This is a genomic window from Variovorax boronicumulans (genome assembly GCF_019352895.1).
Lineage (GTDB): Bacteria > Pseudomonadota > Gammaproteobacteria > Burkholderiales > Burkholderiaceae_C > Variovorax > Variovorax boronicumulans_A.
In genome coordinates this window covers 1,870,502-1,895,808 of sequence record NZ_JAAAFX010000004.1, presented here as the reverse complement: position 1 = coordinate 1,895,808, position 25,307 = coordinate 1,870,502, and the positions used below count along the sequence as shown (strand labels likewise).

Annotated in this window: 30 protein-coding genes; 14 read left to right on the top strand and 16 right to left on the bottom strand. The window is 69.6% G+C overall.

Annotated elements, in window-relative coordinates:
* Window positions 1–12: 12 nt before the first annotated feature.
* Window positions 13–930 carry a LysR substrate-binding domain-containing protein gene (locus K0H49_RS10335; RefSeq protein ID WP_219211768.1) on the bottom strand — a complete coding sequence of 306 codons (918 nt, stop codon included), beginning with the start codon at window positions 928–930 and terminating at the stop codon, window positions 13–15.
* A gap of 111 nt (window positions 931–1,041) precedes the next feature.
* Here K0H49_RS10335 and K0H49_RS10330 point away from each other — a divergent pair, with 111 nt between their 5' ends.
* Both K0H49_RS10330 and K0H49_RS10325 read left to right on the top strand, forming a co-directional pair.
* Window positions 1,042–2,349 carry an MFS transporter gene (locus tag K0H49_RS10330; RefSeq protein WP_219211767.1) on the top strand — a complete coding sequence of 436 codons (1,308 nt, stop codon included), beginning with the start codon at window positions 1,042–1,044 and terminating at the stop codon, window positions 2,347–2,349.
* A 46-nt stretch (window positions 2,350–2,395) separates the two neighbouring features.
* Window positions 2,396–3,487, top strand: coding sequence for a M14 family metallopeptidase (locus K0H49_RS10325; protein WP_219211766.1), 1,092 nt, complete (start codon window positions 2,396–2,398; stop codon window positions 3,485–3,487).
* 3 nt (window positions 3,488–3,490) lie between these two features.
* On the opposite strand, the gene K0H49_RS10320 is transcribed toward K0H49_RS10325, so the two are convergent.
* The gene (locus tag K0H49_RS10320) at window positions 3,491–3,904 is read right to left on the bottom strand and encodes a hypothetical protein (protein WP_219211765.1); all 414 of its coding nucleotides are present in this window, start codon (window positions 3,902–3,904) and stop codon (window positions 3,491–3,493) included.
* Between the two features lie 99 nt (window positions 3,905–4,003).
* On the opposite strand from K0H49_RS10320, the gene K0H49_RS10315 reads away from it, so the two are divergent.
* Complete coding sequence (locus tag K0H49_RS10315; RefSeq protein ID WP_219211764.1) at window positions 4,004–4,708, top strand: riboflavin synthase subunit alpha; 705 nt, start codon at window positions 4,004–4,006, stop codon at window positions 4,706–4,708.
* 46 nt (window positions 4,709–4,754) lie between these two features.
* The gene (locus tag K0H49_RS10310; RefSeq protein WP_183023278.1) at window positions 4,755–4,973 is read left to right on the top strand and encodes a hypothetical protein; all 219 of its coding nucleotides are present in this window, start codon (window positions 4,755–4,757) and stop codon (window positions 4,971–4,973) included.
* A 6-nt stretch (window positions 4,974–4,979) separates the two neighbouring features.
* On the opposite strand, the gene K0H49_RS10305 is transcribed toward K0H49_RS10310, so the two are convergent.
* Window positions 4,980–5,882: a DUF808 domain-containing protein gene (locus tag K0H49_RS10305; RefSeq protein ID WP_219211762.1), complete on the bottom strand. Its 903-nt coding sequence runs from the start codon at window positions 5,880–5,882 to the stop codon at window positions 4,980–4,982.
* A gap of 126 nt (window positions 5,883–6,008) precedes the next feature.
* Window positions 6,009–6,527: a GNAT family N-acetyltransferase gene (locus tag K0H49_RS10300; RefSeq protein ID WP_219211760.1), complete on the bottom strand. Its 519-nt coding sequence runs from the start codon at window positions 6,525–6,527 to the stop codon at window positions 6,009–6,011.
* Window positions 6,528–6,615: 88 nt separating this feature from the next.
* On the opposite strand from K0H49_RS10300, the gene K0H49_RS10295 reads away from it, so the two are divergent.
* From K0H49_RS10295 to K0H49_RS10285, 3 genes are read left to right on the top strand one after another with little or no spacing between them, the layout of a single operon-like run.
* Window positions 6,616–6,765 (top strand): hypothetical protein, encoded by a 150-nt coding sequence (locus tag K0H49_RS10295; RefSeq protein WP_219211758.1) that lies wholly within the window; start codon window positions 6,616–6,618, stop codon window positions 6,763–6,765.
* Window positions 6,762–7,040 carry a VF530 family protein gene (locus K0H49_RS10290; protein ID WP_219211756.1) on the top strand — a complete coding sequence of 93 codons (279 nt, stop codon included), beginning with the start codon at window positions 6,762–6,764 and terminating at the stop codon, window positions 7,038–7,040. The genes K0H49_RS10295 and K0H49_RS10290 overlap by 4 nt, the downstream gene beginning before the upstream one ends.
* Before the next feature lie 5 nt (window positions 7,041–7,045).
* Window positions 7,046–7,336 (top strand): 2Fe-2S iron-sulfur cluster-binding protein, encoded by a 291-nt coding sequence (locus K0H49_RS10285; RefSeq protein ID WP_219211754.1) that lies wholly within the window; start codon window positions 7,046–7,048, stop codon window positions 7,334–7,336.
* 13 nt (window positions 7,337–7,349) lie between these two features.
* Here the strand turns inward: K0H49_RS10285 and K0H49_RS10280 are convergent, their stop codons facing one another.
* The 3 genes from K0H49_RS10280 to K0H49_RS10270 all read right to left on the bottom strand — a co-directional run bounded on the left by K0H49_RS10280 (window position 7,350) and on the right by K0H49_RS10270 (window position 10,073).
* Complete coding sequence (locus tag K0H49_RS10280) at window positions 7,350–7,997, bottom strand: RES family NAD+ phosphorylase (protein WP_219211752.1); 648 nt, start codon at window positions 7,995–7,997, stop codon at window positions 7,350–7,352.
* Entirely contained in the window at window positions 7,994–8,665 is a 672-nt protein-coding gene (locus K0H49_RS10275; RefSeq protein ID WP_219211750.1) for a hypothetical protein, read from the bottom strand. The genes K0H49_RS10280 and K0H49_RS10275 overlap by 4 nt, the downstream gene beginning before the upstream one ends.
* Window positions 8,666–8,801: 136 nt before the next feature.
* Complete coding sequence (locus K0H49_RS10270) at window positions 8,802–10,073, bottom strand: MFS transporter (protein WP_307886033.1); 1,272 nt, start codon at window positions 10,071–10,073, stop codon at window positions 8,802–8,804.
* A gap of 22 nt (window positions 10,074–10,095) precedes the next feature.
* On the opposite strand from K0H49_RS10270, the gene K0H49_RS10265 reads away from it, so the two are divergent.
* Complete coding sequence (locus tag K0H49_RS10265; RefSeq protein WP_219211748.1) at window positions 10,096–10,758, top strand: RluA family pseudouridine synthase; 663 nt, start codon at window positions 10,096–10,098, stop codon at window positions 10,756–10,758.
* A 17-nt stretch (window positions 10,759–10,775) separates the two neighbouring features.
* Here K0H49_RS10265 and K0H49_RS10260 read toward each other — a convergent pair whose 3' ends face one another.
* The 5 genes from K0H49_RS10260 to egtB all read right to left on the bottom strand — a co-directional run bounded on the left by K0H49_RS10260 (window position 10,776) and on the right by egtB (window position 14,802).
* The gene (locus K0H49_RS10260; protein ID WP_183023269.1) at window positions 10,776–11,216 is read right to left on the bottom strand and encodes a universal stress protein; all 441 of its coding nucleotides are present in this window, start codon (window positions 11,214–11,216) and stop codon (window positions 10,776–10,778) included.
* A gap of 118 nt (window positions 11,217–11,334) precedes the next feature.
* Window positions 11,335–12,078, bottom strand: coding sequence for a 2OG-Fe dioxygenase family protein (locus K0H49_RS10255; protein WP_219211746.1), 744 nt, complete (start codon window positions 12,076–12,078; stop codon window positions 11,335–11,337).
* Window positions 12,079–12,115: 37 nt separating this feature from the next.
* On the bottom strand, window positions 12,116–12,397 hold the full coding sequence (locus K0H49_RS10250) for a DUF427 domain-containing protein (protein ID WP_219211743.1): 282 nt from the start codon (window positions 12,395–12,397) through the stop codon (window positions 12,116–12,118).
* 168 nt (window positions 12,398–12,565) lie between these two features.
* Window positions 12,566–13,546: an L-histidine N(alpha)-methyltransferase gene (gene egtD, locus K0H49_RS10245; protein ID WP_219211741.1), complete on the bottom strand. Its 981-nt coding sequence runs from the start codon at window positions 13,544–13,546 to the stop codon at window positions 12,566–12,568.
* Window positions 13,546–14,802 (bottom strand): ergothioneine biosynthesis protein EgtB, encoded by a 1,257-nt coding sequence (gene egtB / locus K0H49_RS10240; protein WP_219211739.1) that lies wholly within the window; start codon window positions 14,800–14,802, stop codon window positions 13,546–13,548. Before egtB ends, egtD begins: the two co-directional genes overlap by 1 nt.
* A 122-nt stretch (window positions 14,803–14,924) precedes the next feature.
* Here egtB and K0H49_RS10235 point away from each other — a divergent pair, with 122 nt between their 5' ends.
* Window positions 14,925–16,262, top strand: coding sequence for an NAD(P)/FAD-dependent oxidoreductase (locus K0H49_RS10235; protein WP_219211737.1), 1,338 nt, complete (start codon window positions 14,925–14,927; stop codon window positions 16,260–16,262).
* Between the two features lie 21 nt (window positions 16,263–16,283).
* Here the strand turns inward: K0H49_RS10235 and K0H49_RS10230 are convergent, their stop codons facing one another.
* Window positions 16,284–16,661 (bottom strand): helicase SNF2, encoded by a 378-nt coding sequence (locus tag K0H49_RS10230; RefSeq protein WP_219211735.1) that lies wholly within the window; start codon window positions 16,659–16,661, stop codon window positions 16,284–16,286.
* A gap of 62 nt (window positions 16,662–16,723) precedes the next feature.
* On the bottom strand, window positions 16,724–17,665 hold the full coding sequence (locus tag K0H49_RS10225; RefSeq protein ID WP_219211732.1) for an alpha/beta fold hydrolase: 942 nt from the start codon (window positions 17,663–17,665) through the stop codon (window positions 16,724–16,726).
* Window positions 17,666–17,770: 105 nt separating this feature from the next.
* On the opposite strand from K0H49_RS10225, the gene K0H49_RS10220 reads away from it, so the two are divergent.
* On the top strand, window positions 17,771–18,649 hold the full coding sequence (locus K0H49_RS10220; protein ID WP_219211730.1) for an AraC family transcriptional regulator: 879 nt from the start codon (window positions 17,771–17,773) through the stop codon (window positions 18,647–18,649).
* Here K0H49_RS10220 and K0H49_RS10215 read toward each other — a convergent pair.
* Window positions 18,603–20,300, bottom strand: coding sequence for a long-chain fatty acid--CoA ligase (locus K0H49_RS10215; RefSeq protein ID WP_219211728.1), 1,698 nt, complete (start codon window positions 20,298–20,300; stop codon window positions 18,603–18,605). The genes K0H49_RS10220 and K0H49_RS10215 overlap by 47 nt on opposite strands.
* A gap of 200 nt (window positions 20,301–20,500) precedes the next feature.
* Here K0H49_RS10215 and K0H49_RS10210 point away from each other — a divergent pair, with 200 nt between their 5' ends.
* Entirely contained in the window at window positions 20,501–20,941 is a 441-nt protein-coding gene (locus tag K0H49_RS10210) for an OsmC family peroxiredoxin (RefSeq protein ID WP_219211726.1), read from the top strand.
* Here K0H49_RS10210 and K0H49_RS10205 read toward each other — a convergent pair.
* A complete protein-coding gene (locus K0H49_RS10205) occupies window positions 20,931–22,724 on the bottom strand; it encodes a PAS-domain containing protein (protein WP_219211724.1) in 1,794 nt (597 codons plus the stop codon). The two genes, K0H49_RS10210 and K0H49_RS10205, sit on opposite strands and share 11 nt — an antisense overlap.
* A 155-nt stretch (window positions 22,725–22,879) precedes the next feature.
* On the opposite strand from K0H49_RS10205, the gene K0H49_RS10200 reads away from it, so the two are divergent.
* The 3 genes from K0H49_RS10200 to K0H49_RS10190 all read left to right on the top strand — a co-directional run bounded on the left by K0H49_RS10200 (window position 22,880) and on the right by K0H49_RS10190 (window position 25,298).
* Window positions 22,880–23,683 carry a GntR family transcriptional regulator gene (locus K0H49_RS10200; RefSeq protein WP_219211723.1) on the top strand — a complete coding sequence of 268 codons (804 nt, stop codon included), beginning with the start codon at window positions 22,880–22,882 and terminating at the stop codon, window positions 23,681–23,683.
* Window positions 23,680–24,492: a transporter substrate-binding domain-containing protein gene (locus K0H49_RS10195; RefSeq protein ID WP_219211721.1), complete on the top strand. Its 813-nt coding sequence runs from the start codon at window positions 23,680–23,682 to the stop codon at window positions 24,490–24,492. Before K0H49_RS10200 ends, K0H49_RS10195 begins: the two co-directional genes overlap by 4 nt.
* 149 nt (window positions 24,493–24,641) lie before the next feature.
* Window positions 24,642–25,298 (top strand): amino acid ABC transporter permease, encoded by a 657-nt coding sequence (locus tag K0H49_RS10190; RefSeq protein WP_219211719.1) that lies wholly within the window; start codon window positions 24,642–24,644, stop codon window positions 25,296–25,298.
* Window positions 25,299–25,307 lie beyond the last annotated feature (9 nt).

Genomic DNA, 25,307 nt, shown 5'->3' with positions numbered 1-25,307 from the left:
CGCACGGCCGGTTCAGGCGGCTTCGGAGGGCCGCAGGTCGAGCGCCGCCGCAGCCTGTGCGATGCATTCCACGAAGCACTGGGCGGCGGGTGTCTGGGCCCGGCCGCGGCGCTGCAGCACGCAGACGCGCAGCGTGGGCAGTGCGTCCTCGACCTCGATGCGGCAGATGCCGTGCTGCGAGAAGGCCAGTTGCGCCAGCGGTTCGACGAACAGGCCCACCAGGTCCATGTGCCCGACCAGCGCCAGCGCGACGGTCACCGACTGGCCCTGGATCACGCGCCGCGGCGCCTCCAGCCCATGCGGGGTGAACAAGGGCAGCACCGAATTGCGGCCCACATCGCCATCGCCCGGCAGCACCCATTCGGCGTCGTGCAGCGCCTTGAGCGTGCGCGCATGGCGCAGCGGATGGCGTTTTCGCACGCCGACGAAAAGCCGCACCGCGAAGAGCTCGAAGCTCTCGAACTGCGGGTCGAGCGTGCCCGGCACCACGTGCGCCACCGCAAAGTCGAGCCGGCCGTCGCGCAGGCCGTCGAGCATCGAGGGCAGCACCGCCTCGCTGAAGCGCACCTCGACCGCCGGCAGTTGCGCGTGAAAGGTCTTGAAGGCCGCGGGCAGCACGGTCAGCGCGAAGGAGGTGCTGACTGCCACCGACACCGTGCCGGTCGCGCCGTCGCGGATCTGCGCGATCTCGTCGCGCGCGCGGCGCATGTCGGCCAGCAGCAGCCGGGCCCGCGGCGCGAAGGCCTCGCCGAACTGCGTGAGCCGCACGCCCTTCACGCTGCGCTCGACCAGCGGCGCGCCGACCTCGCGCTCGAGCTCGCGCACGATCTTGGTCACGGCGGGCTGCGACAGGCCCAGCACGCGGGCCGCGCCGCGAATGCTCATCTGCTCGATCACGGCCACGAAGGCATGAAGCTGGTTGGGTTTCAAGGGGGAGATGTCCGGCAATGACAACGAAAAGTTATCGTGTCGCCCCGATTATTGTCTTTTCATGAGCGCCCGTGCTCTCTAGCATCCGCGCCCAACAACACACGGAGTCAAATGTCTTCCTCGCCCACGCACACCCGGCCCGGCCGTCGCAAGACGATCGTCGCCACCACCATCGGCAACGCCCTCGAATTCTTCGACTTCACGGTCTACGGCTTCCTGGCCCTGACCATCGGCAAGCTCTTCTTCCCGACCTTCAACTCCTACGGCCAGCTGCTGCTGACGGTGGCCAGCTTCGGCGTCGGCTTCATCATGCGGCCGCTGGGCGGCATCGTGATCGGCGCCTATGCCGACCGCGCCGGGCGCAAGAAGGCCATGACGCTGACCATCTTCCTGATGGCGCTGGGCTGCCTGCTGATCGCCGCCGCGCCCACCTACGCCCAGATCGGCGTGGCCGCGCCGCTGCTGATCGTGCTGGCCCGGCTGATCCAGGGCTTCTCGGCCGGCGGTGAAGTCGGCGCCTCCACCACGCTGCTGGTCGAGCACGCCACGCCGCAGAACCGCGGCTACATGGCGAGCTGGCAGTTCGCGAGCCAGGGCCTGGGCATCCTGCTGGGCGCGGTGGTGGTGGGCCTGCTGTCGTACACGCTCACGCCGCAGGCGATGGAAAGCTGGGGCTGGCGCGTGCCCTTCGTGATCGGCCTGGCGATCGCGCCGGTCGGCATGTACATCCGCCGCCACCTGGAAGAGTCGCTGGAGATCGCGCCGCCGCCGCCCGCCGGCACCCGGCGCGAGAGCAGCATCAGCGAAGTCTGCCGCCTGCACGGCCGCAAGGTGCTCAACGCCATCCTGACCATGGTCGGCGGCACCGCGGCCGCCTACGTCGTGAGCTTCTACATGCCGACCTATGCGATCCGCGAGCTCGGCATGGCGCCGCCGGTGGCGCTGTTCGGCGCGGCGATCACCGGGCTGCTGTCCTTCGCCTGCGCGCCCTTCGTGGGCCTGTGGGCCGACAAGGTCGGGCGCAAGCCGCTGATCCTCTGGAGCCGCATTGCGCTGGCCGTGATGATCTACCCCGGCTTCTACTGGCTCAACGCCTCGCCCACGCCGGCCGTGCTGTTCACCGTGGTCGGGCTGCTGAGCATCACGCTGGTGATCCAGAGCGTGCCCGGCATCACCATGCTGCCCGAGATGTTCCCCAAGCACGTGCGCGCCAGCGGCATGTCGCTGGTCTACAGCGTGGGCGTGGCGCTGTTCGGCGGCTTCTCCCCCTTCATCAGCACCTGGCTGGTCAACGCCACCGGCAACAAGCTGGCGCCGGCCTGGTATTTGCTCGCCATGACGCTGGTCTCGCTGATCGGCCTGTACAGCCTCAAGGACCACACCGGCCGCGACATCGACAAGCCTGGCAACGCCGGCTGAGCCCCACGCCCCGCCCCCTTCCTCTTCCCGCGACAAGGAAAAATCCATGCACAGCACCCAAGCCACCCGCCACTTCTCCGGCACCTATGTCGAGGCACGCCGCAAGTTCCTCGAGGCCGCGGCCGAACGCCAGGCGAGCGTCGAATCCTTCCCGCTGGAGGGCCACACCGGCGCCCTGGGCGAAACCTTGTCCACCGATACCGCCTACATCGGCCAGCCCGGCGCCGAAAAGCTGCTGCTGGTGAGCTCCGGCACGCACGGCCCCGAGGGCTTCTGCGGCTCGGGCTGCCAGGTCGCGATGCTGCACGACACCGACCTGCTGGGCCGGTTGGAACGCGCCGGCGTGGCGCTGCTGCTGGTGCATGCGGTGAACCCGCACGGCTTCTCGCACCTGCACCGCACCAACGAGGACAACATCGACCTCAACCGCAACCACATCGACTTCACGCAGCCGCTGCCGGTGAACGCGGCCTATGCCGAGGTCGAGCCGCTGATCCTGCCGGCCCAATGGCCGCCGACCGCCGCCGACGAAGCCGCCGTCGCGGCCTACATCGAGAAGCACGGCATCCGCGCCTACCGCGCCGCCGTGACCACCGGCCAGTACACCTCGCCCGACGGCGTGTTCTACGGCGGCACCGGCCCCTCGTGGAGCAACCGCACCATGCGCGCGATCCTGCGCAAGCACGGCGCCGCGGCCGGGCACATCGCCTGGATCGACGTGCACACCGGCCTGGGCCCCTACGGCCACGGCGAGAAGATCTACCCGGGCCGTCCGGCCGGCCTGCCGCGGGCCCTGGCCTGGTGGGGCGCGGACGTGTTCGCGCCCTTCGACGGCACCTCGGCCTCGGCCGACGTGACCGGCCCGGTGGTCTCGATCGTCTACGACGAATGCCCGCAGGCCAACACCGCGCTGATGGGCCTGGAGTTCGGCACCCTGCCCGACCTGGAGGTGCTGGACCGCCTGCGCGCCGACACCTGGCTGCGCCGCCATCCCGAGGCGCCCGAAGCGCAGCAGCGCGCGATCCGGCGCGACGTGCGCGACGCCTTCTACTGCGACAACGACGAGTGGAAGGGCATGGTGCTGGGCCAGGCCCGCGCGGTCATGCTGCAGAGCCTGCAAGGTCTGCAGAAGGCCTGAGGTTCAGCGGCGCGCGGCCTGCCGGCACTGCTGCCGGTTGGCCTCGAAGCGCGGCGCCAGCCCGGGCTCGCATTCGCTGCCGTTGGGCATCAGCTTGCAGAGCCCGACGATCACGAAGTCGGACACCGCGTCGGTGCACATCCGGTAGCCGGCCAGCGCCGGATTGGCGTGCGACTTGAAACCCCAGTCCTCGGAGAACGCGACGATGCGGCCCATGGCCGCCTCGAAGTAGTCGCGGTCGCGCTCGGCCACCGCGGTCGCCATCTTCGGAAGCTCCTCGTCGAGGAAACCCGTCGCGGCCGCCGGGTACTGCGCGGGATCCGACTGGGCCGCGGCGCCGGCACAGGCCAGCGCGGTCGAGAGGGCCAGCATCAGCCGCGCAAGGGGTCGGATCAGGGGCGTATCGGCTCGTGTCATGGCGTTGATTCTCGCCTGCCGAACAAGGGGAAATCGGCGCCGCACGAAGCCATGCCGCGCGCGCGGCTACGCTGTAGCCTTTGACCTGCAGCGAGACCCATGTTCACCGGCATCATCCAAGGCACCGCCACCCTCACGCACATCCTCGATCACGAGGGCATGCGCACCTTCACGCTGGCCTTTCCGCCCGGCTTCTGCACCGACCTGGCCATCGGCGCCAGCGTCTCGGTCGACGGGGTCTGCCTCACGGTGACCGCGCTGCTGTCGACCGACACGGCCTCCTTCGACGTGATCCTCCAGAGCCTCAACGTGACGACCCTGAGCGCGTACGCGGTCGGCGCCGTCGTCAACGTCGAGCGGGCCGCCAAGGACGGCGCCGAGATCGGCGGGCACCCGCTGTCGGGCCACATCGATTTCTCCGCGGCCATCGAAGCGGTGCGCAGCTCCGACACCAACCGCGTGATGCGTGTCGCCATCCCGAGCGACTTCCGCAAGTACGTCTTCGCCAAGGGCTACATCGCGATCAACGGCGCCAGCCTGACGGTGGCCGAGGTGAACCGCGCGGAGGGCTGGTTCGAGGTGTGGCTGATCCCCGAAACGCGCCGTATGACGGTGTTCGAGCAGAAGCAGGCCGGCGACCGCCTCAACATCGAGATCGAGCGCGGCACGCAGGTGGTGGTCGACACGGTGCGCGAAGCAGTGCAGGAAAGCCTGGGCAAGCTGCAGCCGCTGCTGGAAGCCATCCTGAAGGAAAAGGGCCTGGTGCTCGAGGACCTGCTGCAACTGCCGAAGCAGACCCGTTGAAACGGAGCGGCGGCGTGGGCGGCCGAGCGCCGCCTACACTCGCCCCATGGCTTCCAAACCCTCCCGTCAACCCCGCATGGTCGAACGCGGCATCCTCTGCCTGCTGATCGGCGTGGCCGTGATCGTCGCTCCCTATTTTCTTCCGCCCTCGGGCACGCGCGACATGATCGCCGGGGCCGTCGTGGTCGGCTGGTTCGCCGTCGTGCTGGGTGCGGCGCTCACCGTGGTCGCGCTGGTGCAACGCGCCAAGGGTCGCGGCGGCTGAGCCTTTTCAGCGTCGCGCGAAGACCTTCTTCGCGCCCTCGACCACCGCCAGCACCAGCGCGCCGATGACGATGCCGACGCCCGCGTTGGCCAGCATGCCGCCGACCGTGCCCAGGGTCCCGTGGGCGGCAGCCCAGGCCTCGACCGCATGGCCGAGCGCGGGCACGCCGTGCACCAGGATGCCGCCCCCGACCAGGAACATCGCGGCCGTGCCGGCCACCGACAGCGCGCGCATGAGCCAGGGCGCGAAGGCCAGGATGCCGCGGCCCAGCGCCTGCGAGGCCGCGCCCGCGCGCCGGCTCAGGTAGAGGCCCGCGTCGTCGAGCTTGACGATGCCCGCGACCAGGCCGTAGACGCCGACGGTCATCAGCAGCGCTATGCCGACCAGCACGCTGAGTTGGGTGCCGAAGGGCTGGCCCGCCACCGTGCCCAGCGTGATCACGATGATCTCGGCCGACAGGATGAAGTCGGTGCGGATCGCGCCCTTGACCTTGGCCTTCTCGGCCGCCGCCACGTCGACCGCGGGATCGGCCGTGCCCTGCGCGGGGCTTGCAGCCTCGTCGGCATGGTCGTCCTTGTGCAGGAACTTGTGGGCCAGCTTCTCGACGCCCTCGAAGCACAGGAAGGCGCCGCCGATCATCAGCAGCGGCGTGATGGCCCAGGGCAGGAAGCTGCCGATGAGCAGCGCGGCCGGCACCAGGATCGCCTTGTTGACGAAGGAGCCCTTGCACACGGCCCACACCACGGGCAGTTCGCGGTCGGCCTTGACGCCGGCCACCTGCTGCGCGTTGAGCGCCAGGTCATCGCCCAGCACGCCGGCCGTCTTCTTGGCCGCCACCTTGGTGAGCAGGGCCACGTCGTCGAGCACCGTGGCGATATCGTCGAGCAGCAGGAAGAGACTGGCGGCCATGGCGGAGGGACGGAGCGGATGAAGCGCCGGAGCTTAGCCTGCCGCCGCGGCGGGCCCGCGAAAAGACGTCGCCGGCCTACGCGCTGTCGCGCCCGTCCGGCAAGCCGGGGGCGGACAGGGGATGCATCAGGCGACCGAGCGCTTGAGGCGGATTTCTTCGATCTTCACCGTGCCGAGCGCGGTGGTCTTGGCGGTCTTCATCTCGCGCTTGAAGCCGGCCAGTTCATGGAAGCGCATGGCGCGCTCGTTGCGCAGCGGCACCCAGATGGTGACGACGGTGCAGCCCTCTTCCTCGAGGCCTTCACGGGCGGCGTCCCACAGCGCGACGCCGACGCCCTTGTCCCAGTGTTCGGGCAGCACGTAGATGGCCCAGATCTCACCGGTGGTCGACGGCGTCTTGGGGTCGCGCGAGCGGTCGTAGCCGACGAAGCCGACGACCTGGTCGCCCAGCACCGCGACCTGCACCTGCGGCTCGGCGAACTCGATGGCTTCGCGCCATTTGGCTTCGCGGGTGGCTGGCGCGAGCGCGCGCAACTCGTCTTCGGGCAGGATGTCCGTGTAGGCGACCTTGGCGGCGGCAGCGTGGACTTCGGCGATGGCTTTGGCATCGCGCATCGTGGCGGGGCGGACTTCGTAGTGGGACATGAATGCAGAGTTCTTCGATGGAACCGCCTATTGTCGCCGCGCCGCTAAACTCCCCGCCATATCCACCATTCATCTCGGAGAGTCCACCATGGCCAAAGGTCAGCAACGCGCCAACAAAGAAGCCAAGAAGCCCAAGAAAGACACCTCGCCACCGAAGCCGATCTCCTCGGCCACCAGCGAGCCCATCCGCACCGTGACCACCGCGGTCATCCCGCGCGGCAAGCTCAAGAACAAGTGAGCGACGACGCCGTACCGCCGGCGCCGGCAGCCCAGCCGCGCAACCCCTTGCACGGCCTCACGCTCGAGGCCATCGTGCTGGCGCTGCAGGCGGAATACGGGTGGCCCGGCCTGAACGAGCGCATTCCGCTGCGCTGCTTCGAGAGCGACCCCAGCGTCTCCTCCAGCCTCAAGTTCCTGCGCAAGACCCCCTGGGCGCGCGAGAAGGTCGAGAGCCTGTACCTGTTCATGCTGCGCGACCAGCGCCGGCAGCAGCAAGGCGCGGCGCCGCGCTGAATTCCATGAAAGTGCGCATCGCGCCCGGCGGCTTCGCCTTCGACACGGCGCCCGAGCAGACCTTGCTGCGCGCCGCCGATGCCGCCGGCATCGAGCTGCCCAGTTCCTGCCGCAACGGCACCTGCCGCACCTGCATCTGCCTGCTGCGCGAAGGCCAGGTGCGTCACACCATCGACTGGCCCGGCCTGAGCGCCGAGGAAAAGACCGAAGGCTGGATCCTGCCCTGCGTGGCGCAGCCGCTGTCGGACGTGACGCTCGAGGTGCCGCAGGCCTTCTCGGTGTTCGGCGACGCCTGACCGCCTGCGCGGTTCAGGAGGCGTCGATGCCCGCGCGCAGGCCCGCGGCCAGGATCGCCTGACGCAAAGCATCGTTGCGCGCGAGCGGCCCGCCGATGCGCGTGCCCGCCAACACGCCCTTGACGCGGTCGCCGAACAGCATCACCGAACGGTCGCGGTCCCGCTGGCGCGACATCCACACCAATCCATCGATGTCCGCGAACTGGTGGTGCAGCGCCTGCGCCCAGGCGGCCGTGGCGAGGTAGTCACGCGAGGGGCTGGCGATGAGTTCGTCCTTCGGCACCTTCAGGCGGTGCAGCCCTTCGCTCGTGAGGTCCACCAGCCGCAGCGCCCGGTCCGGTACCAGCTCGCCGTGCCCACGCGCCGCGAAGAAGTCGAGGTCGACATACTTGTCGGGCGCATCGACGGGCACGTCGTGGAACACGGTCTCGAAGATGGCGCAGTCCAGCGTCGCCCCGCCATACAGGTAGGGCACCCGCTTGCCCCTGCTGTCGCGGATCGGTGCGAAGCGCGTCGGCTTGCGCGGCACCCCGGCGGCGTCGGCGCCCGGGTTGAAGCTCTCGGGCGCGAAAGCCGTGTCGTGGATGACGTGGATCACCTCGCCCGCGGGCCAGTCCTCGAACAGGGGCGCCAGCGGTGCGACCGGCGCGCGGCAGCTCAAGCCGCGCTCTCCTCGGCGTCGCGCTTCGCCGCGGCGACCACGGCCTGCGGATTGGTGCCCAGCAGGTCGACCGGCCGCGCGCTGCCGGGCAGGCCGCCGTTGTTCGAGGTGAACCACAGCGCCAGCTTCCAGCCCGCCTTGTGCGCGCCGAAGGCCTCGAGCACCTCGTGCACCGCCTTGATCGGCTTGTGCGCCTCGAACTGGAAGGCCGGGTAGACATCGCGCTCGCGCGCCGTCTTGTCCGGATGCGGCACCGTGAACACCTGCCGGCGCTTGCGCCAGTTGTCGGCCAGCGCGGAGCGGTTGCCGGCCTGGGAGCCGTTGGCATCCGCGAGCTGCTCGGCCGTGAAGTGGCCGAACTCGTTGAGCACCCGCGCGTGGCGGGTCGCGAGCCGCCGGGCCATGTCGAGCTCGACCCCGCTGGGCACCAGCATGCGCTCGGCCATGAAGTCGACGACCTCCGCCATCTGGCGCTCGCGCACCGTCGTCATCTTCTCGACCAGCAGCCGATCGAGCATCGACAGCGAGGCCAGCAACATGCTGGAACTGGCGGCGTCCTTGACCTCGAGCAGGAAGGTCCGGCCCGGCGTGCGCCGGCCCGAGGCGTCGCGGTAGGGTTCCACGGAGAGCAGATCGCCCTGCAGCGTGGCGGATGCGGCTTTGGCCATGGCGTCGGCTCCTTTGATCTGATTGATGAGATTTTACGCCTTCAGCTCAAACAGATCAAACCTGCCCCGTGTGCCGCCTCATCGGCCTGTGCCGGCCTGCGCTTCTGGCCACCGCGACCTCACCGTTGCCCGAAGATCAGGGCACGGGTGCGGCCACCATCCGGTCCCGCTTCGCCAGCGACGGGAACAGCCGGAACCAGGCCAGCGCCACCACCATCGTGCCGGCCCCGCCCAGCACCACCGAGCCCACCGGCCCGAGCAGCGCGGCCGTGGCGCCCGATTCGAACTCGCCCAGCTGGTTGCTCGCGCCGATGAAGATCGAGCTCACGGCGCTCACGCGCCCGCGCATGTCGTCGGGCGTCTCCAGCTGCACCAGCGTCTGGCGGATCACCACATTCACCATGTCGGCACCGCCGGAGATCGCCAGCGCGATCAGCGAGAGGGTGAAGCTGCGCGACAGGCCGAACACCACCATGCACAGGCCGAACGCGGCCACGGCGATCAGCAGCGTGCGGCCGATGTGGCGCTCGATCGGCCGGCGCGTGAGCACGATCGAGGTCAGCAAGGCGCCGACCGCGGGCGCGCTGCGCAGCAGGCCCATGCCCCAGGGCCCCGTGTGCAGGATGTCCTTGGCGTAGATCGGCAGCAGCGCCACCGCGCCGCCCAGCAGCACGGCGAACAGGTCGAGCGAGATCGCGCCCAGCACCGGCTTGCGGCGCCAGATAAAGTCGACACCCGCGAACACGGTGGCCAGCGTGACCGGTTCGCGCACCCGCACCGGCTGTACATAGCGCAAACGCGCCACCAGCACGCAGCCGACCGCAAACAGCAGCACGCTCGCGCCGTAGACCACGCCGGTGCCGGCCGCGAACAGCAGGCCGCCCAGCGCCGGGCCGCCGATGATCGCGCCCTGCATGCCGGCCGAGCTGAAGGCCATGGCGCGCGGCAGCATCAGCGGCGGCACCAGCATCGGCGTGAGCGCCTGCTGGGCCGGCATCTGGAAGGCGCGCACCGCCCCCAGCACCACCGACAGGCCCAGCAGCAGCGCGCGTGAATCGTGGTGCCACAGGTGCGCGCCCAGCAGCGATGCGCCGACCAGGCCCTGCAGCGCGAAACAGGCCGCGACGATGCGGCCCCGGTGGTGGCGATCGACCACATGGCCGGCATAGAGCGCCAGCACCAGCGCGGGCACGAACTGGTAGAGGCCGACCAGCCCCAGGTCCCAGGCGCTGCCGGTCAGGTCGTACATGTGCCAGCCGATCGCGACCAGCAGCATCTGGCTGGCGGCGGTGCCGAACAGCCGTGCCACCCACAGCCGCATGAAGGGCCGCTCGCGCGTCAGGTCGGAAAAGGTCGGGGAAATCGCGGGATCGGAGGCTGAATCAGCGGCGGGAGCGGTGGCGGACATTCGTTCGAGAATAGCCCAGCCCATGAAACCTTCGCTGCCGCTCAACCTGCCCTCCGATCTGACGCCGGTCCATGAAGACCCGCACCTGCTGGTGCTCGACAAGCCGTCGGGCCTGCTGTGCGTGCCCGGCCGCGGCGAGGACAAGCAGGACTGCCTGAGCGCACGCGTCCAGGCGCGCTGGCCCGAGGCGCTGGTGGTGCACCGGCTCGACATGGCGACCAGCGGCCTGGTGCTGATGGCGCGCAGCCCGGCCGTGCAGCGCGCGTTGAGCGATGCGTTTGCCGAGCAGGCGGTCTGGAAGCGCTACGAGGCCGTCGTCGACGGCGTGCTGGCCGAGGACCCGCACTGGTCGGTGATCGACGCCCCGCTGATGGCCGACTGGCCGCGGCGCCCGTTGCAGAAGATCGACCCCGAAGGCAAGCCCAGCGTCACGCGGTGGAGGGTGCTGGAAGCGCTGCCTGCGCTGGGTGCCAGCCGGCTGCTGCTCGAGCCCCGCACCGGCCGCACGCACCAGCTGCGCGTGCACCTGGCGTCGATCGGCCATCCGATCCTGGGGGATGCGTTGTATGCCGACGCGGCGGTGCAGGCCCGCGCCTCACGGCTGATGCTGCACGCCAGCGTGCTGCAGTTTCGCCACCCGGTGGACGGGCAGGCGCTGCGTTTCGAGAGCCCGGCGCCTTTTTGACGGCCCGGGCCTGGTGGTCAGGTGCCCTTGACCACCAGCACCGGCACGCGCGAATCCTGCAGCACGCGCTGCGTCACGCTGCCCAGCAGCAGCTTCTCGATGCCGGTGCGGCCGTGCGAGCCCATCACGATCAGGTCGACGCCCAGGGCGTTGGCGGTGTCGACGATGCCTTCGTGCACCACATGGCCGTCGATCACGCGCTGGTCGCTGTGCAGGCCTTCGGCCGCGAGCGCGGCCACGCCGCGGGCCAGCGCCGCATTGGCACTGGAAGTGGCGGCGGCCAGGTATTCGTTCTGGCCCAGCGCATAGTCCGCGCCGACGCCGATGAAGGGGTAGTTGTCGATCACATGGATCAGCGTGATGCGACTGCCGAAGGCGAGCGCCAGTCCGCTGGCCTTGCTGACCGCGTACATCGATGTTTCGGAACCGTCGATCGGAACCAGGATGTGATTGAACATGGCATGCCCTCGCTGCGTTCTTGGCTCGCGCGGAGCCGGGGTTGCAATTTAACCCGAGTGCGGTGGTCGGGCTTGTAGGACGGGCGCGGCGACCGGCCGCGCCCTGCCCGTGTCGCGCTCAGTCGCCCTGGAAGGCGCCCGCGCGGCAGGTCACGACCAGCGTGTCGCGATGCCCGCCCTCGCCTTCGGCCAGCGGCTGGATCGGCGTCGATTCGTGGATCACACGCGCGTCGTCGAGCAGCAGCAGGGTCCAGGGCTCGGTCATGGTGAAGCGTTCGCCGCGCCGGCCGTCGGCCTCGAACACGCGGGTCTCGCCGCCCTTGATGCCCTCGCGCCCGACCAGCATCACGGCCACCAGGTCGACACCGTCGCGGTGCGCACCTTCGGGCGTGGGCCGGCCGATGCCGTCGGCGGTGTCGATGCGGAACTGGTGCGCCTCGACGAACCAGCGCTGCGCACCGCGCAGGTCGCTCGCGGCAGCGGCGATGCGCAGCATCAGTCGCTGCCAGGTCGGGCTCTCGACGGTCTCGGCCACCATAGGCGCGAACCAGCGCTGCATGCCGCCATGCAGCGCGTTGTATTCGACTGGCTGCCAGTGGGCGCGGTGCGGCACCGGGGTCAGCGACCGGCCCTCCACCGCGAAGCAGGCATGACGCCGCTGACGGTAGCGGCCGCCGTCCTTGAGGTACTCGTCGGGCGGCAACGCGTTCCAGTCGGCCTGCAGTGCATCGAGTGCCGACAATGGCAGGCCCAGCCATTCGGCCACGCCTTCAGGGCTCAGCACTCCATAGCCCTGCGTGCGCAGGGCGGTGGCGAGTTCGGCGGGCGGGGTGGCGAGGGGGCGGAAACTGGCGGCGCTCACCGAACGGTCTCCGCGCTGCTGCGCACCGTCGTCGTCTTCATGCTTCGACCTTCACGCCCTTCCAGAAGGCGACACGGTCCTTGATCTCTTCGGCTTCGGGCTTGGGATCGGCGTAGTACCAGGCGGCATCGGCATGCAGTTCGCCATTGACCAGCAGCGAAAGATAGCTCGCCGAGCCCTTCCAGGGGCAGGTGGTCTTGTGGTTGCTGAAGGTCACGTAGTCGCGATTGAGCGCGCTCATCGGGAAATAGTGGTTGCCTTCGACGAGCACGGTGTCGTCGCTCTCGGCGATGGTGACGCCGTTCCAGGTTGCTTTCATGGTCTTGGTCTCTATGGGAGGGGTTGCGGGCGCTGGCCGTTGCGCTGCGTACGGGGCGGTTGATATTGTGACGCTGTGGCGCCGGGGTCTTGCTTGTTCGACGGATCAACCCTTTTCGACGGCTCAGCCTTTGCGGAGGCTGGGGCCGGGTCTCGCCCCTACCCCTAGCTAGGCAGCAAGCCAATGCACGCTGAACAACCTCTCCGGATCCGTCCAAACCGCCACCGGCCGAAACCCCGCCCGCACAGCCAGGGCACGCAACCCTTCCACCGTGAACTTGTGCGAATGCTCGGTATGCAAGGTCTCCCCTTCAGCAAACTCGAAGGTCTCACCGTTCAACACAACGCTCTGCGCACACCGGCTGACGAGATGCATCTCGATCCGCTGCAAGGGCGCGTTGTAAAAGGCCGCATGACCGAAGGCCTCGAGGTCGAAGTCGGCGCCCAGCTCGGCATTCGCGCGCCGCAGCAGGTTCAGGTTGAAGGCCGCCGTCACGCCTTGCGCATCGTTGTAGGCCGCGTGCAGAAGCGCCGGGTCCTTGACCAGGTCCACGCCCAGCAGCAGGCCGCCACCGCGCAGCAACCGGGCCGCCAGCTGCAGGAAGCTCAGCGCCTCGTCCGGCGTGAAGTTCCCCAGGGTCGACCCCGGGAAGAAGCCCACGCGCCGCCCTGCCCCTTCGCCCGGCGCAGGCAGCACCAGCGGCATCGTGTAGTCGGCCGCCACGGGCTGCACCACGAGCTGCGGGTAGTCCGCGCGCAGGCGCTCGGCCGCGGCTTCGAGGTGCTCGCCCGAGATGTCGATGGGCAGGTAGCGCCGCGGCGTCTCCAGCGCATCGAGCAGCAGGCGCACCTTGGTCAGCGAGCCGGCACCGAATTCGATGATCTCGGCGTTCGGCCCGATCTGCTGTGCGATCTCGGCCGCGCGGTCGGTCAGGATGCCCAGCTCGGTGCGCGTCGGGTAGTACTCCGGCAGGTCGCAGATGCGGTCGAACAGCGCCGAACCCTCGACGTCGTAGAAGAACTTGGGCGACACGCTGCGCGCGCGGCGCGACAGGCCGGCCTGCATCTCGCGGCCGAATTCGGACAAGGGCGCAGGGCCGGGGGACGGGCTGCGCGGCACATCGACGGGAAGCGAAGCGGGATTGCGCATCAGAGATCCTTTGCGAGCCGCAGGCCCGAGAACTGCCAGCGCGCGGCCGGCGGGAAGAAATTGCGGTAGCTGGGCCGCGTATGGCCCGCCGGCGTCGCCACGCTGCCGCCGCGCAGCACCAGTTGGCCGACCATGAACTTGCCGTTGTATTCGGCCGCCACGCCGGGCAGCGGGCGAAAGCCCGGGTAAGGGTCGTAGGAAGAGCGCGTCCATTGCCAGACATGGCCGGTCATCTCGTTCATGCCGGCGTCGGCGCAGGCAGCCTCCCACTCGAACTCGGTGGGCAGGCGCGCGCCGGCCCATTCGGCATAAGCGGCGGCCTCGTAGAAACTCAGCTGCGACACCGGCGCCTCGTGCGCCAGGGGCCGCACGCCGTGCAGGCCGAAGATCTGCCAGCCCACGGCCGCGGGCGCGCCGCCGGCCAGGCCCAGCCGTGGATCGTCGGGCGCGAGCCAATAGGCCGGCGCGCGCCAACCCTGCGACTGCACTGCAGCCCAGCCATCGGACAGCCACAGCTCGGGCCGCTGGTAGCCGCCGTCGGCGATGAACTGCGCGTAGTCGCCGCAGTTCACCAGCCGGTCGGCAATGGCGTAGGGCCGCAGCAGCACGCGGTGGCGCGGCGTCTCGTTGTCGAAGGCGAAGTCCTGGCCCTCGTGCCCGATCTCGAGGTGGCCGCCGGGCTGGGCGCGCCAATGCATCTCGGGTGCGACGGTGGCCAGGCGCAGGGCCGGACCGCCCGCGGCACGGTAGGCCGGCAACAAGGGGTTGCAGGACAGCGCATGCAGGATGTCGGTGAGCAGCAGCTCCTGGTGCTGCTGCTCGTGGTGCAGGCCCAGCGTGAGGACCGACGCCACCGTGTCCCAGGCCGCCGCATCGACCGTGTCGAGCAGCCGCTCGACACCGGCATCGACATGCGCCCGGTAGGCATGGACCTCGTCGACCGAGGGCCGCGTGAGCAGGCCGCGCTGTGGGCGCGGGTGCCGCGGCCCCAGGGCTTCGTAGTAGGAATTGAACAGATACTGGAAGCGCGGGTCGAAGGGCCGGTAGCCGCTCGCCTGCGGCTGCAGCAGCACCGTCTCGAAGAACCAGGTGGTGTGGGCCAGGTGCCATTTGGTCGGGCTGGCGTCGGGCATCGACTGGATGCACTGGTCCTCTGCGGACAAGGGGGCCGCCAGGTCGAGGCTGGCGGTTCGCACCGAACGGAAGATCTCACGCAGGGCGTCGGGCGCCTGCGTGCTCGGCCGGGAAAGCTTCATGGGAAGAACTCCAGATATCGCATCGGGCGTTGTAGTCGATGACGGTGACGTGCGTCCGTAGGACAAGCACGCGCTCGTGCGACCCGACGTAACAGCAGCTTTCCGTTGCCCATAATGCCTGCATGAATTCCATTGCCCCTGCGCGCCGCCCCCATGTCCTCATCGTCGGCTGTGGTTTCGGCGGACTCGAGGCCGCGCGCCGGTTGCAGCGCGAAGCGGTCGACGTGACGGTGATCGAAAAAACCAACCACCACCTGTTCCAGCCCCTGCTCTACCAGGTCGCCACCGCCGGCCTGGCAGCGCCCTCGATCGCGGCGCCGACCCGCCTGCTGTTCCGCGGGCAGCCGAGCATCACCACCCTGCTGGGCGAGGTGATCGACATCCGGCCCGCCGAGCGCAGCGTGCAACTGCGCGACGGCCAGCGCATCGGCTACGACCACCTGATCGTCGCGGCCGGTGCCACCCACAGCTACTTCGGCAACGACCACTGGGCCCGCTTCGCGCCGGGCCTCAAGACACTGGCCGATGCCTTCGAGATCCGGCGCCATGTGCTGATGTCCTTCGAGGCGGCGGAGAAGGAAAGCGACCCGGTGCGCCAGCGCGCGCTGCTGACCTTCGCCGTCATCGGCGCCGGCCCGACCGGTGTCGAGATGGCCGGCACGCTGGCCGAGATCGCGCGCCACACGCTGGCCGGCGAGTTCCGCCGCATCGACCCGGCCAGCGCCGAGGTGCTGCTGATCGAGGGCGGGCCGCGGGTGCTGCAGGCCATGCCCGAGGGCCTGAGCCAGAAGGCCAGGGAGCAGCTCGAGCGGTTGGGCGTGAAGGTGCGGTTGAACGCACGGGTCACCTCGATCGACGCCACCGGCCTCGACATCGCCGTAGGCGCCGAAGGCGCCACCGAGCGCATCGACACCCACTGCGTGGTCTGGGCCGCGGGCGTGGCGGCCTCGCCGCTGGGCCGGCTGCTGGCGACGGCGGTCGGCGCCGAGGTCGACCGCGCGGGCCGCATCCGCGTCGAGCCCGACCTGAGCCTGGCAGGCCATCCGGAGATCAGCGTGGTCGGTGACCTCGCGGCCGCCATGAGCCACGCACCGGGCAAGGACCCGAAGCCCGTGCCCGGCGTCTCGCCCGGCGCCAAGCAGATGGGCCGCACCGCCGCGGCCAACGTGCTGCACCGGCTGGCCGGCGAGCCGACCGAGGCCTTCCGCTACCGCGACTACGGCAACCTCGCAACCATCGGCCGCAACTCGGCCGTGGTCGACCTCGGGACGCCCTTCGGCCCGCTGCGCTTCAGCGGCAAGCTCGCCTGGCTGTTCTGGCTGTTCGCGCACGTCTACTTCCTGATCGGTTTCCGCAACCGCCTGGTCGTGCTGATGGACTGGGCCAGCGCCTACTGGAGCTTCCGGCGCTATGCGCGCGTGGTGGCCGACGTGGACGTGGCGGGCAAGGGCGAGTCGTAGCCCGACCGCCGCGCGCTTGCTTCAGAGCGTGGCGTTGCCGTCGCGCGCGGCCTGCCGCGCCTGCGCACGCACCGTATCGCGTGGGATGGCGCCCTGCCCCAGGCTCAACACGCCGGCCGAGGCCGCGTCGCCATAGAGGTTGCCGGCCCGGCTCGCGGCCACGGCGCCGCTGCGCACGGCGCCACGGTCGGCCTGGTTCACCGCCACGGCGCGGGTCTGCGCCACCGAGGCTTCGCCGAACACCGGCACGCGGGCTGCGGCGCGCGCATCGACAGCGACGTCGGCACGCGAACGGACCGCGTCGATGCGCTGCACGCCCGGGTAGCTCTCCGCCTGTGCGCCGGTGGCGACGCCCAGGATGGAAAGAACGATGGCGCCTAGAACTTGGGTGGTCTTCATGATGGATATTCCTTGGGTTAACAAAAAAAGAGAGGCGCCACCGGCCGGCGGCGCGGCGGGCCTTACTGCTGGAGGAAGTTCAGCAGGTCGTTGTTGAGGCGGTCCTTGTGGGTGTCGGTCAACCCGTGCGGCGCGCCTTCGTAGACGATCAGCTTGGCGTTCTTGATCAGCCGGGCCGAGGCACGGCCCGCGGCGTCGATCGGCACGATCTGGTCGTCGTCGCCGTGGATCACCAGGGTGGGCACGTCGAAGCGCTTGAGGTCCTCGGTGAAGTCGGTGGCCGAGAAGGCCGCGATCGAGTCGTAGGTGTTCTTGTGGCCGCCCAGCATGCCCTGCGCCCGGAAGGACTGGATCGCGCCTTGCGAGGGCTTGGCACCGGGCCGGTTGAAGCCGAAGAACGGGCCCGAGGCGATGTCCAGGTACAGCTGCGAACGGTCGGCCAGCGAAGCCTGGCGCAGGCCGTCGAACACCTCGATCGGCAGGCCGCCCGGGTTGGCCGCGGTCTTCAGCATCAGCGGCGGCACCGAACTCACGAGCACCGCCTTCTTCACCTTGGCCGTGCCGTGGCGGCCGATGTAGCGCGCCACCTCGCCGCCGCCGGTGGAGAAGCCCACCAGCGTGACGTCCTTGAGCTGGAGCCCGTCGATCACCGCGGCCAGGTCATCGGCGTAGTGGTCCATGTCGTTGCCGTCCCAGGGCTGGCTCGAGCGGCCATGGCCGCGGCGGTCGTGCGCGACGACGCGGTAGCCTTTCGAGGCCAGGAACAGCATCTGCGACTCCCAGCTGTCCGAGTCCAGCGGCCAGCCGTGGCTGAAGGTCACGACAGGCCCGCTGCGCGGGCCCCAGTCCTTGTAGTAGAGCTGGACGCCGTCCTTCGTGGTGATGTAGCTGGTGCTCTGCACAACGCCCGCCACGGGGCGTGCCGGCGTCGGCTCGGCCGCCAGCGCGGCGCCGCATGCGAGGGCCACGGCGGCGAGGACGGCAAGACGGGGGATGGTTTTCATGGCGTTTTCCTTTGACGGGGGTGTGTTGAAGCGACAGCAGCAACTTTAGGCGCCTCGAAAAACGATTGGTGATAAAACGTCCTGATAACTTGACTTGGAGTATTCATGGTCGATCGACTCGAGGCACTGCTCGCGCACTTCAGCGTGACGGCGAACGTCTTCCAGACCGGCGCGCTGTGCGGCATCAGCGACCTCTCGGACCGGGGAAGCTGCGGCCATCTGCACCTGGTGCGCAGCGGCGAGGTCGGCGTGAGCCATGGCGGCGCGGAGGTGCTGCGCATCACGCAGCCCAGCCTGCTGCTCTATCCGCAGCCGATGGCGCACCGCTTCCTCACCGACCCCACGCGCGGGGCCGATTTCGTCTGCGCGCAACTGGCGTTCGAGGGCGGTGCGAACAACCCGATCTGCGCCGCGCTGCCGCCCTTCGTGTGCGTGCCGCTGGCCGAGATCGGCGGCGCGCAGCAGGTCCTGACGCTGCTGTTCGAGGAGGCCTTCGAACAGCGCTGCGGCCGGCGGGCCCTGCTCGACCGCCTGTTCGAAGTGGTGCTGATCCAGGTGCTGCGGCACCTGATGGAAAAGGGCGAGACGCGCGCCGGCATGCTGTCGGGGCTGTCGCACGCGCGGCTGCGCAACGCGATCGTGGCGATGCACGAAGGGGCCGACCGCGAGTGGACGCTCGACACGCTGGCCGAGCGCGCCGGCATGTCGCGCAGCGTGTTCGCCACGCAGTTCCGGGACACGGTGGGGTGCACGCCGGGCGCCTACCTGCAGCGCTGGCGCGTGGGCCTGGCGCAGCAGGCGTTGCGCCAGGGGCGATCGCTCAAGCTGATCGCCGGCGAGGTCGGCTACGGCAGCGAGGCCGCGCTGTCACGCGCCTTCAAGGCGCAGTGCGGGCTGTCGCCGCGCGAGTGGAAACAGGCGCAGCCAAGCCAGGCGATCAGGTCGCCGCGGCCGGCTCCTTCTCCTGCAGCAGCCGCCACATGACCTTGCCCGCGCCGCTCTTGGGCAGCGCGTCGACGAATTCCACCCGGCGCGGGATCTTGTAGACCGCCATGTTCTCGCGGCACCAGTCGATGATCTGCTGCTCGGTCGTGTCCTTGTGGGTGGCGCGCAGCACCACCACGGCCTTGACCGACTCGCCGCGGTAGGCGTCCTTCATGGCGATCACGCAGGCTTCCTGGATCGCCGGATGCTTGAACATCAGCAGTTCGACCTCGGCCGGCCAGACCTTGAAGCCGCTGGCGTTGATCATCCGCTTGAGCCGGTCGGTGATGAAGAAGTAGCCGTCCTCGTCGACCCGGCCCATGTCGCCCGTGCGGAAGTAGCGCTTGCCCTCGAACTCGATGAAGGCCGCGGCCGTCGCGTCGGGCCGCTTCCAGTAGCCCTGGAACACCTCGGGGCCGCAGGTGATGATCTCGCCGGACTCGCCGACCGGCAGTTCCTTGAAGGTGTCCGGGTCGACCACGCGCGAATCGCTGCTCATGAAGGGGATGCCCAGGCACTGCTGCTTGGGGTTGTCGGCCGGCTGAGCGTGCGAGGGCGCCGCGGTCTCCGTCAGGCCGTAGCCCTCCTGGTACTTGAGCCCGTACTGCTCGAACAGTCGCTGCGCCACCGCCTGCGGCATCGCCGCGCCGCCGCCGCCGATGTAGTTCAGGCTTCGCAGGTCGAAGCTCGCGAAGTTGGGACTGCCCATCAGGTCGATGACCATGGTCGGGATGTTGGTCCAGCTGGTGATCTTGCGCAACGAGATCAGCCGGCCCGCCACCTCACGGTCCCAGCGCGGCATGATGACCAGCGTGCCACCCGAGAAGATGGCGGTGTGCAGCATGCTCACCACGCCCGTGATGTGAAACATCGGGATCACGGCCAGCACCGTCGCCTCTCCCGACACCGAGCCCCAGAGCTGGCTGGCGACCGCGTTGTGCATCAGGCTCGAATGGTGGTGCACACAGCCCTTGGGCAGGCCGGTGGTGCCGCTGGTGTAGGGCAGCAGCGCCATGTCGTTGGCGCCGACCACGTGTTCAGGCACCGGATGGCCCGCTTCGAGCGCGTCCTGCCAGTGCATCGCGCTGCCGCCGGCCAGCGCGGGCAGCGGATGGCGCGCCAGCAGCCAGTCGCGCCAGGCCGGCGCGGGGGCCTCGTCGCCGCTGACATCGGCATCGAAGGCGTCGGTGAACTGCGTGACGATGAGATGCGCCAGGCGCTGCGCGGGCTCGAGCGCGTCGCTGGCCTTGGCCAGTTCGGGCGCCAGGTCGCCGGTGGTGATCGCCACCTTGGCGTCGGGGTCGGTGATGTAGTGCTTGAGCTCCTCGGCCCGGTTCATCGGGTTGACCGGCACCACCACCGCATTGGCGCGCAGGATCGCGAAATGCGCGATCACGAGTTGCGGGCAGTTCTGCATGTCGAGCACCACGCGGTCGCCGCGCCGCACACCCAGCGCGTGCAGGGTGCCCGCCAGGCGCTCGGCCTGGTCCACCAGTTCGCGGTAGCTGAGCTCGCGGCCGAAGAAGACCAGCGCCGCCTTGTCGGGATAGCGCGCGGCCGAGACGGCGAGGTTGTGCCACAGCGAGGTGGCGGGCACGGTGATGGCGTGGGGAAGGCGCTGCGGCCAGAACTTGTGATGCGGACGGTCCATGAAGTCTCCCATTTGAGGGCAAGAGCCTACGACGCGGCGCGTCGCGTTTGCATCGGGGAAGCCCCGACGCGGGTCACCTGTGCGACGCATCGGCAGCGACTTCGTTCCGGAAAAGCGCGCGACGATGGCCTGCGCGCCGACAGACGGCCGCGGCCCAGGGTTCTAAAAGGGATTCTTCATTCACCACCCGAGGAACTCCCATGGCAGCAGACAAGAAGGCAAGCGTTCACTGGGAAGGCGCCGGCAAGACCGGCCAGGGCCAGGTCAGCACCGAGACCGGCGCCCTCAAGGACTACCCCTACGGCTTCGCGAGCCGCTTCGGCGACGACCGCAAGGGCACCAATCCCGAGGAGATCGTGGGCGCGGCGCATGCGGCCTGCTTCACCATGGCCTTCGCCTTCGCGCTCGAAGCCGAAGGCCTGGCCGCGACGACCATCGACACGCGCGCGGCGGTGCGGCTGGCCAAGGATGGCGCGGGCTTCAAGATCGACCGCATCGCGCTGGAACTCGACGCCACCGTGCCCGGCCTCGACGAGGCGAAGTTCCAGGCCATCGCGGCGGCCGCCAAGGCAGGTTGCCCGCTGTCGAAGGCCCTGACCGGCGTGCCCGAAGTCACGCTCAAGGCCGTGCTCAAGGGCTGATCCACGCGGCAGGGTCCGGGTCGGCGCCGTTCAGGCATTCGCCGAAGACCCGGACGCCCGCCACGCCCTGCGCCTTGGCGGCATACATGGCGCTGTCGGCATGGCGCAGCAGCAGGTCCGGGTCGCGCCCGGCGTGCGGGTAGAGGGCGATGCCGATCGAGGCCGCCACGGTCAGGGCGTGGCCCTCGACCCGCAACGGCTCGGCCAGCGCCGACAGGATGCGCTCGGCCAGGCGCCGCGCAGGGGCGGCATCGCGCACCTGGTGCTGCAGCACCGCGAACTCGTCGCCGCCGAGCCGGGCCAGCACCTCGCCCGGGCCGCTCACCTGCCGCATCCGCTGGGCCACCGCGATCAGCACCTGGTCGCCCACGGCATGGCCGAAGCGGTCGTTGATCGGCTTGAAATGGTCGATGTCGATGTAGTGCACCGCGAAGGCCTCGCCGCCCTGCGCGGCCGCAGTGCTCGCCGTGCGCAGGTGCTCGAGGAACACCTCGCGGTTGACCAGCGAGGTCAGGCCGTCATGGCGCGCCAGGTGGCGGATGCGCTCTTCGCTGCGGCGCCGCTCGGTGATGTCGGTGTAGGTCCGGACCACGCCGCCGCCCTCGATCGGCACGCTGAAGATCTCGATCACGCTGCCGTCGGGGCGTTGCCGCTCGTAGCGCTGCACGGTGTCGAGGATGCCGCCGGAACGGATGAAGTCCATCACGTCCGCGGGCGTGCTGGAGAACTCGCCTTTGGCCATCTGGTGGTCCAGCACCTGCTGGAAGCTGGGGCGCGAGGCCATCAGGGCCTCGGGCAGATCGAGCAGCTGCATGGCGCGCCGGTTGCACACCTCGACCACCCGCTCGGCATTCACCATCATGATGCCCTGCTCCATGCGCTCGAGCGTGGCCTCCAACACCGCCGACTTCTGGCGCAGCAGCGCCTCGCTCGCGCGCGCGCGCCGCTCGGCGGCCCGCAGCAGTTGCTGCTGGCGCTTGAGCATCGTGATGTCGACATGCGCGTGGAAGCCCTTGCCGTCCGGGCTGCGCTGCGCGATCACGCGGCTCCAGCGGGCACCTGGCAGCGGCAGCTCGAAGGGGGCGCCGGCAAAGCGCATGTTCTCCTCGAGGATGGCGATGCCCTCGTCGAACAGCGCCCGCTCGTCGCCGCGGTGCTCGGCCCAGGCCTGGCGATAGGCCTGCTCGAAGCGCAGCCCGTGCGCGGCGCGCCGGTGCGGCAGGCCGTACATCGCGACGAAGGGCTCGTTGACCCAGAGGATGCGGTCGTCGCTGCCGGTCACCATGACGCCGTCGGCCACGTGGTCGAACAGCACCGTGCCGTCGAACTCGGGCCCGCCCGAGAGGCTGCCGAAGGCCGAGATCACCTCGCCGCCGCGCTCGGCCGTCTCCTGCTCCTTCCAGAGCCGGATCCGCCCCACGCCGGGCAAGGGCAGCGACGCGACGCACAGCGAGCGGCCCTCGTGCTCGAAGACGAAGGGGCGTTGCTGCGCATGGTGCCGCGCCAGGCCTTCGGCGATGTAGCGCTCGATGGCCGGCATCTCGCGGGCGTCGAGCCGCCCTTCGTAGAAGCGGCGCAGATTGGCGGCATAGGGCTCGCCGACCTGGACATGGCCCGCATGCTGGGGAAAGAAGCGCAGGAAGCTGCGGTTCCAGAGCAGCACGGTGTCGCCCTCGTCGAACAGGCAGACCGCGACCCCCAGCCCGTCGAGCGCGTCCGCCACCGGCCTCAGCAGGGCGGCGGCCTCCGGGCCGCCGTGAACCGGCAACTCTTGAGCGCTCATCTGAAGGTCTCCTCGCGGTGTTCTGGGCTGGTGCAGTCTTTGTTTTGCGGTGGATTCTGCCTGCGAAGCCGGCGCTCCCGGCGCGAAGGTGCTGCGACGGCCGTGCGCACAGCGCTTGCATACCAGCAGGCACGGAACCTGCTGATGCCTTTGCCATGTCCATCTCCGCCTCCGAAATCAGTGCCCGCATCGTCGAAGCGGTGATGGCGGGCAAGCTCGCACCAGGTTCGCGCCTGGGCGAGCAGCAGCTCGCGATGCTCTTCGACTGCAGCCGCACCATCGTGCGGGAGGCGCTCACGCGCCTGGCCGCCCGCGGCATCGTGACCGTGTCCTCGCGCCGCGGCTGGTTTGTCATCGAGCCCTCCGAGGACGAGGCGCGCGAGGCCTTCGAGGCCCGCCGCGTGATCGAGGTCGGCCTGATCCGCAGCGCCGGCCGCATCGAGAAACCCGCGCTGCGCCGGCTCAAGCTGCACCTGCAGCGCGAGCAGGCCGCCGTGCAGGGCACCGACGTGGGCACGCGCAGCTTCCTCCTGGGCGACTTCCACGTCTGCCTGGCCGAATGCCTGGGCAACAGCCTGCTGGCCGACACGCTGCGCGACTTCACCGCGCGCACCACCCTGATCGCGATGCTCTACCAATCCACGCACGATGCCGCGCAATCGTGCGGCGACCACGTGCGCATCGTCGATGCACTGGCGCGGGGCGACGCGGCACAGGCCGAGGCCTTGATGGCCGAACACATCGGAACGGTGCAGTCGGCCCTGCGCCTGCAGGCCCGCAGCGACCCGCTGGCGCACCTGCGCGATGCGCTCGCACCGGTTCGGGGCGGCGAACTGAACGACAAGAACAAGGCACACGTCTTGCATACAAGTCCCCGCAAGACGAAGGCGACGCGCAAGTCGGCGCCCCCTTCTTCCTCTCCCGACGATTCATCGACCTACCTAGGAGCCCTGCTGTGAAGTCCTTCCTCTCCGCCACCCTCTCGACGCGCCGCGTCGCCCTGCTCGCGCTGGCTTCCTCCGCCCTGTTCGCCGCCGGTGCCGCGCAGGCCCAGGCCGCGCTGGACAACATCCTCAAGTCGAAGACGCTCAAGGTCGCGGTGCCCACCGACTACCCGCCCTACGGCTCGGTCGACCGCACCATGACGCCGATCGGCCTCGACGTCGAGATGGCGCAGCTCATCGCGTCCAAGCTGGGCGTGAAGGTCGAGCTGGTGCCCGTGACCAGCGCCAACCGCATCCCCTACCTGCAGACAAAGAAGGCCGACCTGGTGATCTCGACCTTGGGCAAGAACGCCGAGCGCGAGAAGGTGATCGACTTCTCCTCCGCCTATGCGCCCTTCTTCCAGGCCGTGTACGCGGCCAAGAGCATGAAGCTCGCGAGCTTCGCCGACATGGCCGGCAAGACCGTGGCCGTGACGCGCGGCGCGATGGAGGACCAGGAGCTCAACAAGGTGGCGCCGCCCAACGTCGACTACCGCCGCTTCGAGGACAACAACGCGACCATCGCCGCCTTCGTGGCCGGCCAGACCCAGACCCTCGCCACCAGCGCCGCGGTGGCGGGCGACATGCTGGCCAAGAACCCCAAGGTCAGCGCCGAGTTCAAGCTGCTGCTCAAGGACAGCCCCTGCTTCGTGGGCATCGCCAAGAACGAGACCGCGCTCAAGGCCAGGGTCAACGAGATCATCGCGGCCGCGAAGAAGGACGGCACCCTCGACGCCATGTCGAAGAAGTGGCTCGGCAAGGCCGCCGGCGACCTTCCTGTGTAGGCCACCCCCCGACGCGGCTCACTTCGTGTAGCCGCCTCCCCCTCCAGGGGGCGACACCAGCGGCCCGGCGAAGCCGGTTCCGCGGTGTCCCACGACTGAAGAACAAGTGCGATTGCTGTTGATGTGCCTGGCACCAAGGAGCCTTTGATATGGAATTCGACTTCGGCGCCGTCCTCGTCGACTGGCGGCTGCTGGCCAAGGGCATCGGCTGGACCGTGGGCCTGACGGCCATCGCCACGCTGATCGGCATGGTGGTGGGCGTGGCCTGCGCCTGGGCGCGGTCCAGCGGGCCGGCCTGGCTGCGCTGGGGGGTGGGCACCTACGTGGAGCTGATCCGCAACACGCCCTTCATCGTGCAGCTGTTCTTCATCTTCTTCGGGCTGCCGGCCGCGGGGGTGAAGCTCACGCCCGAGACGGCCGCGGTCATCGCGATGGTTGCCAACCTCGGCGCCTACGCCACCGAGATCATCCGCGCCGGCATCGAGGCCACGCCGCGCGGGCAGATCGAGGCGGCCGTGAGCCTGGCGCTCAACAAGGTGCAGGTGTTCACGCGCGTGGTGCTGCCACCGGCGTTGAAGAAGGTGTGGCCCGCGATGGTGAGCCAGATCATCATCGTGATGCTGGGCTCGGCCGTGTGCAGCCAGATCTCGGTCGAGGACCTGAGCTACGCCGCCAACCTGATCCAGAGCCGCAACTTCCGCGCCTTCGAGGCCTTCATCATCGCCACCGTGCTGTACCTGGCGCTGTCGGTCGGCCTGCGCCGCCTGCTCAACTGGGCCGGCCCGAAGTACTTCTTCGGCCGCTGAACGCAGGAG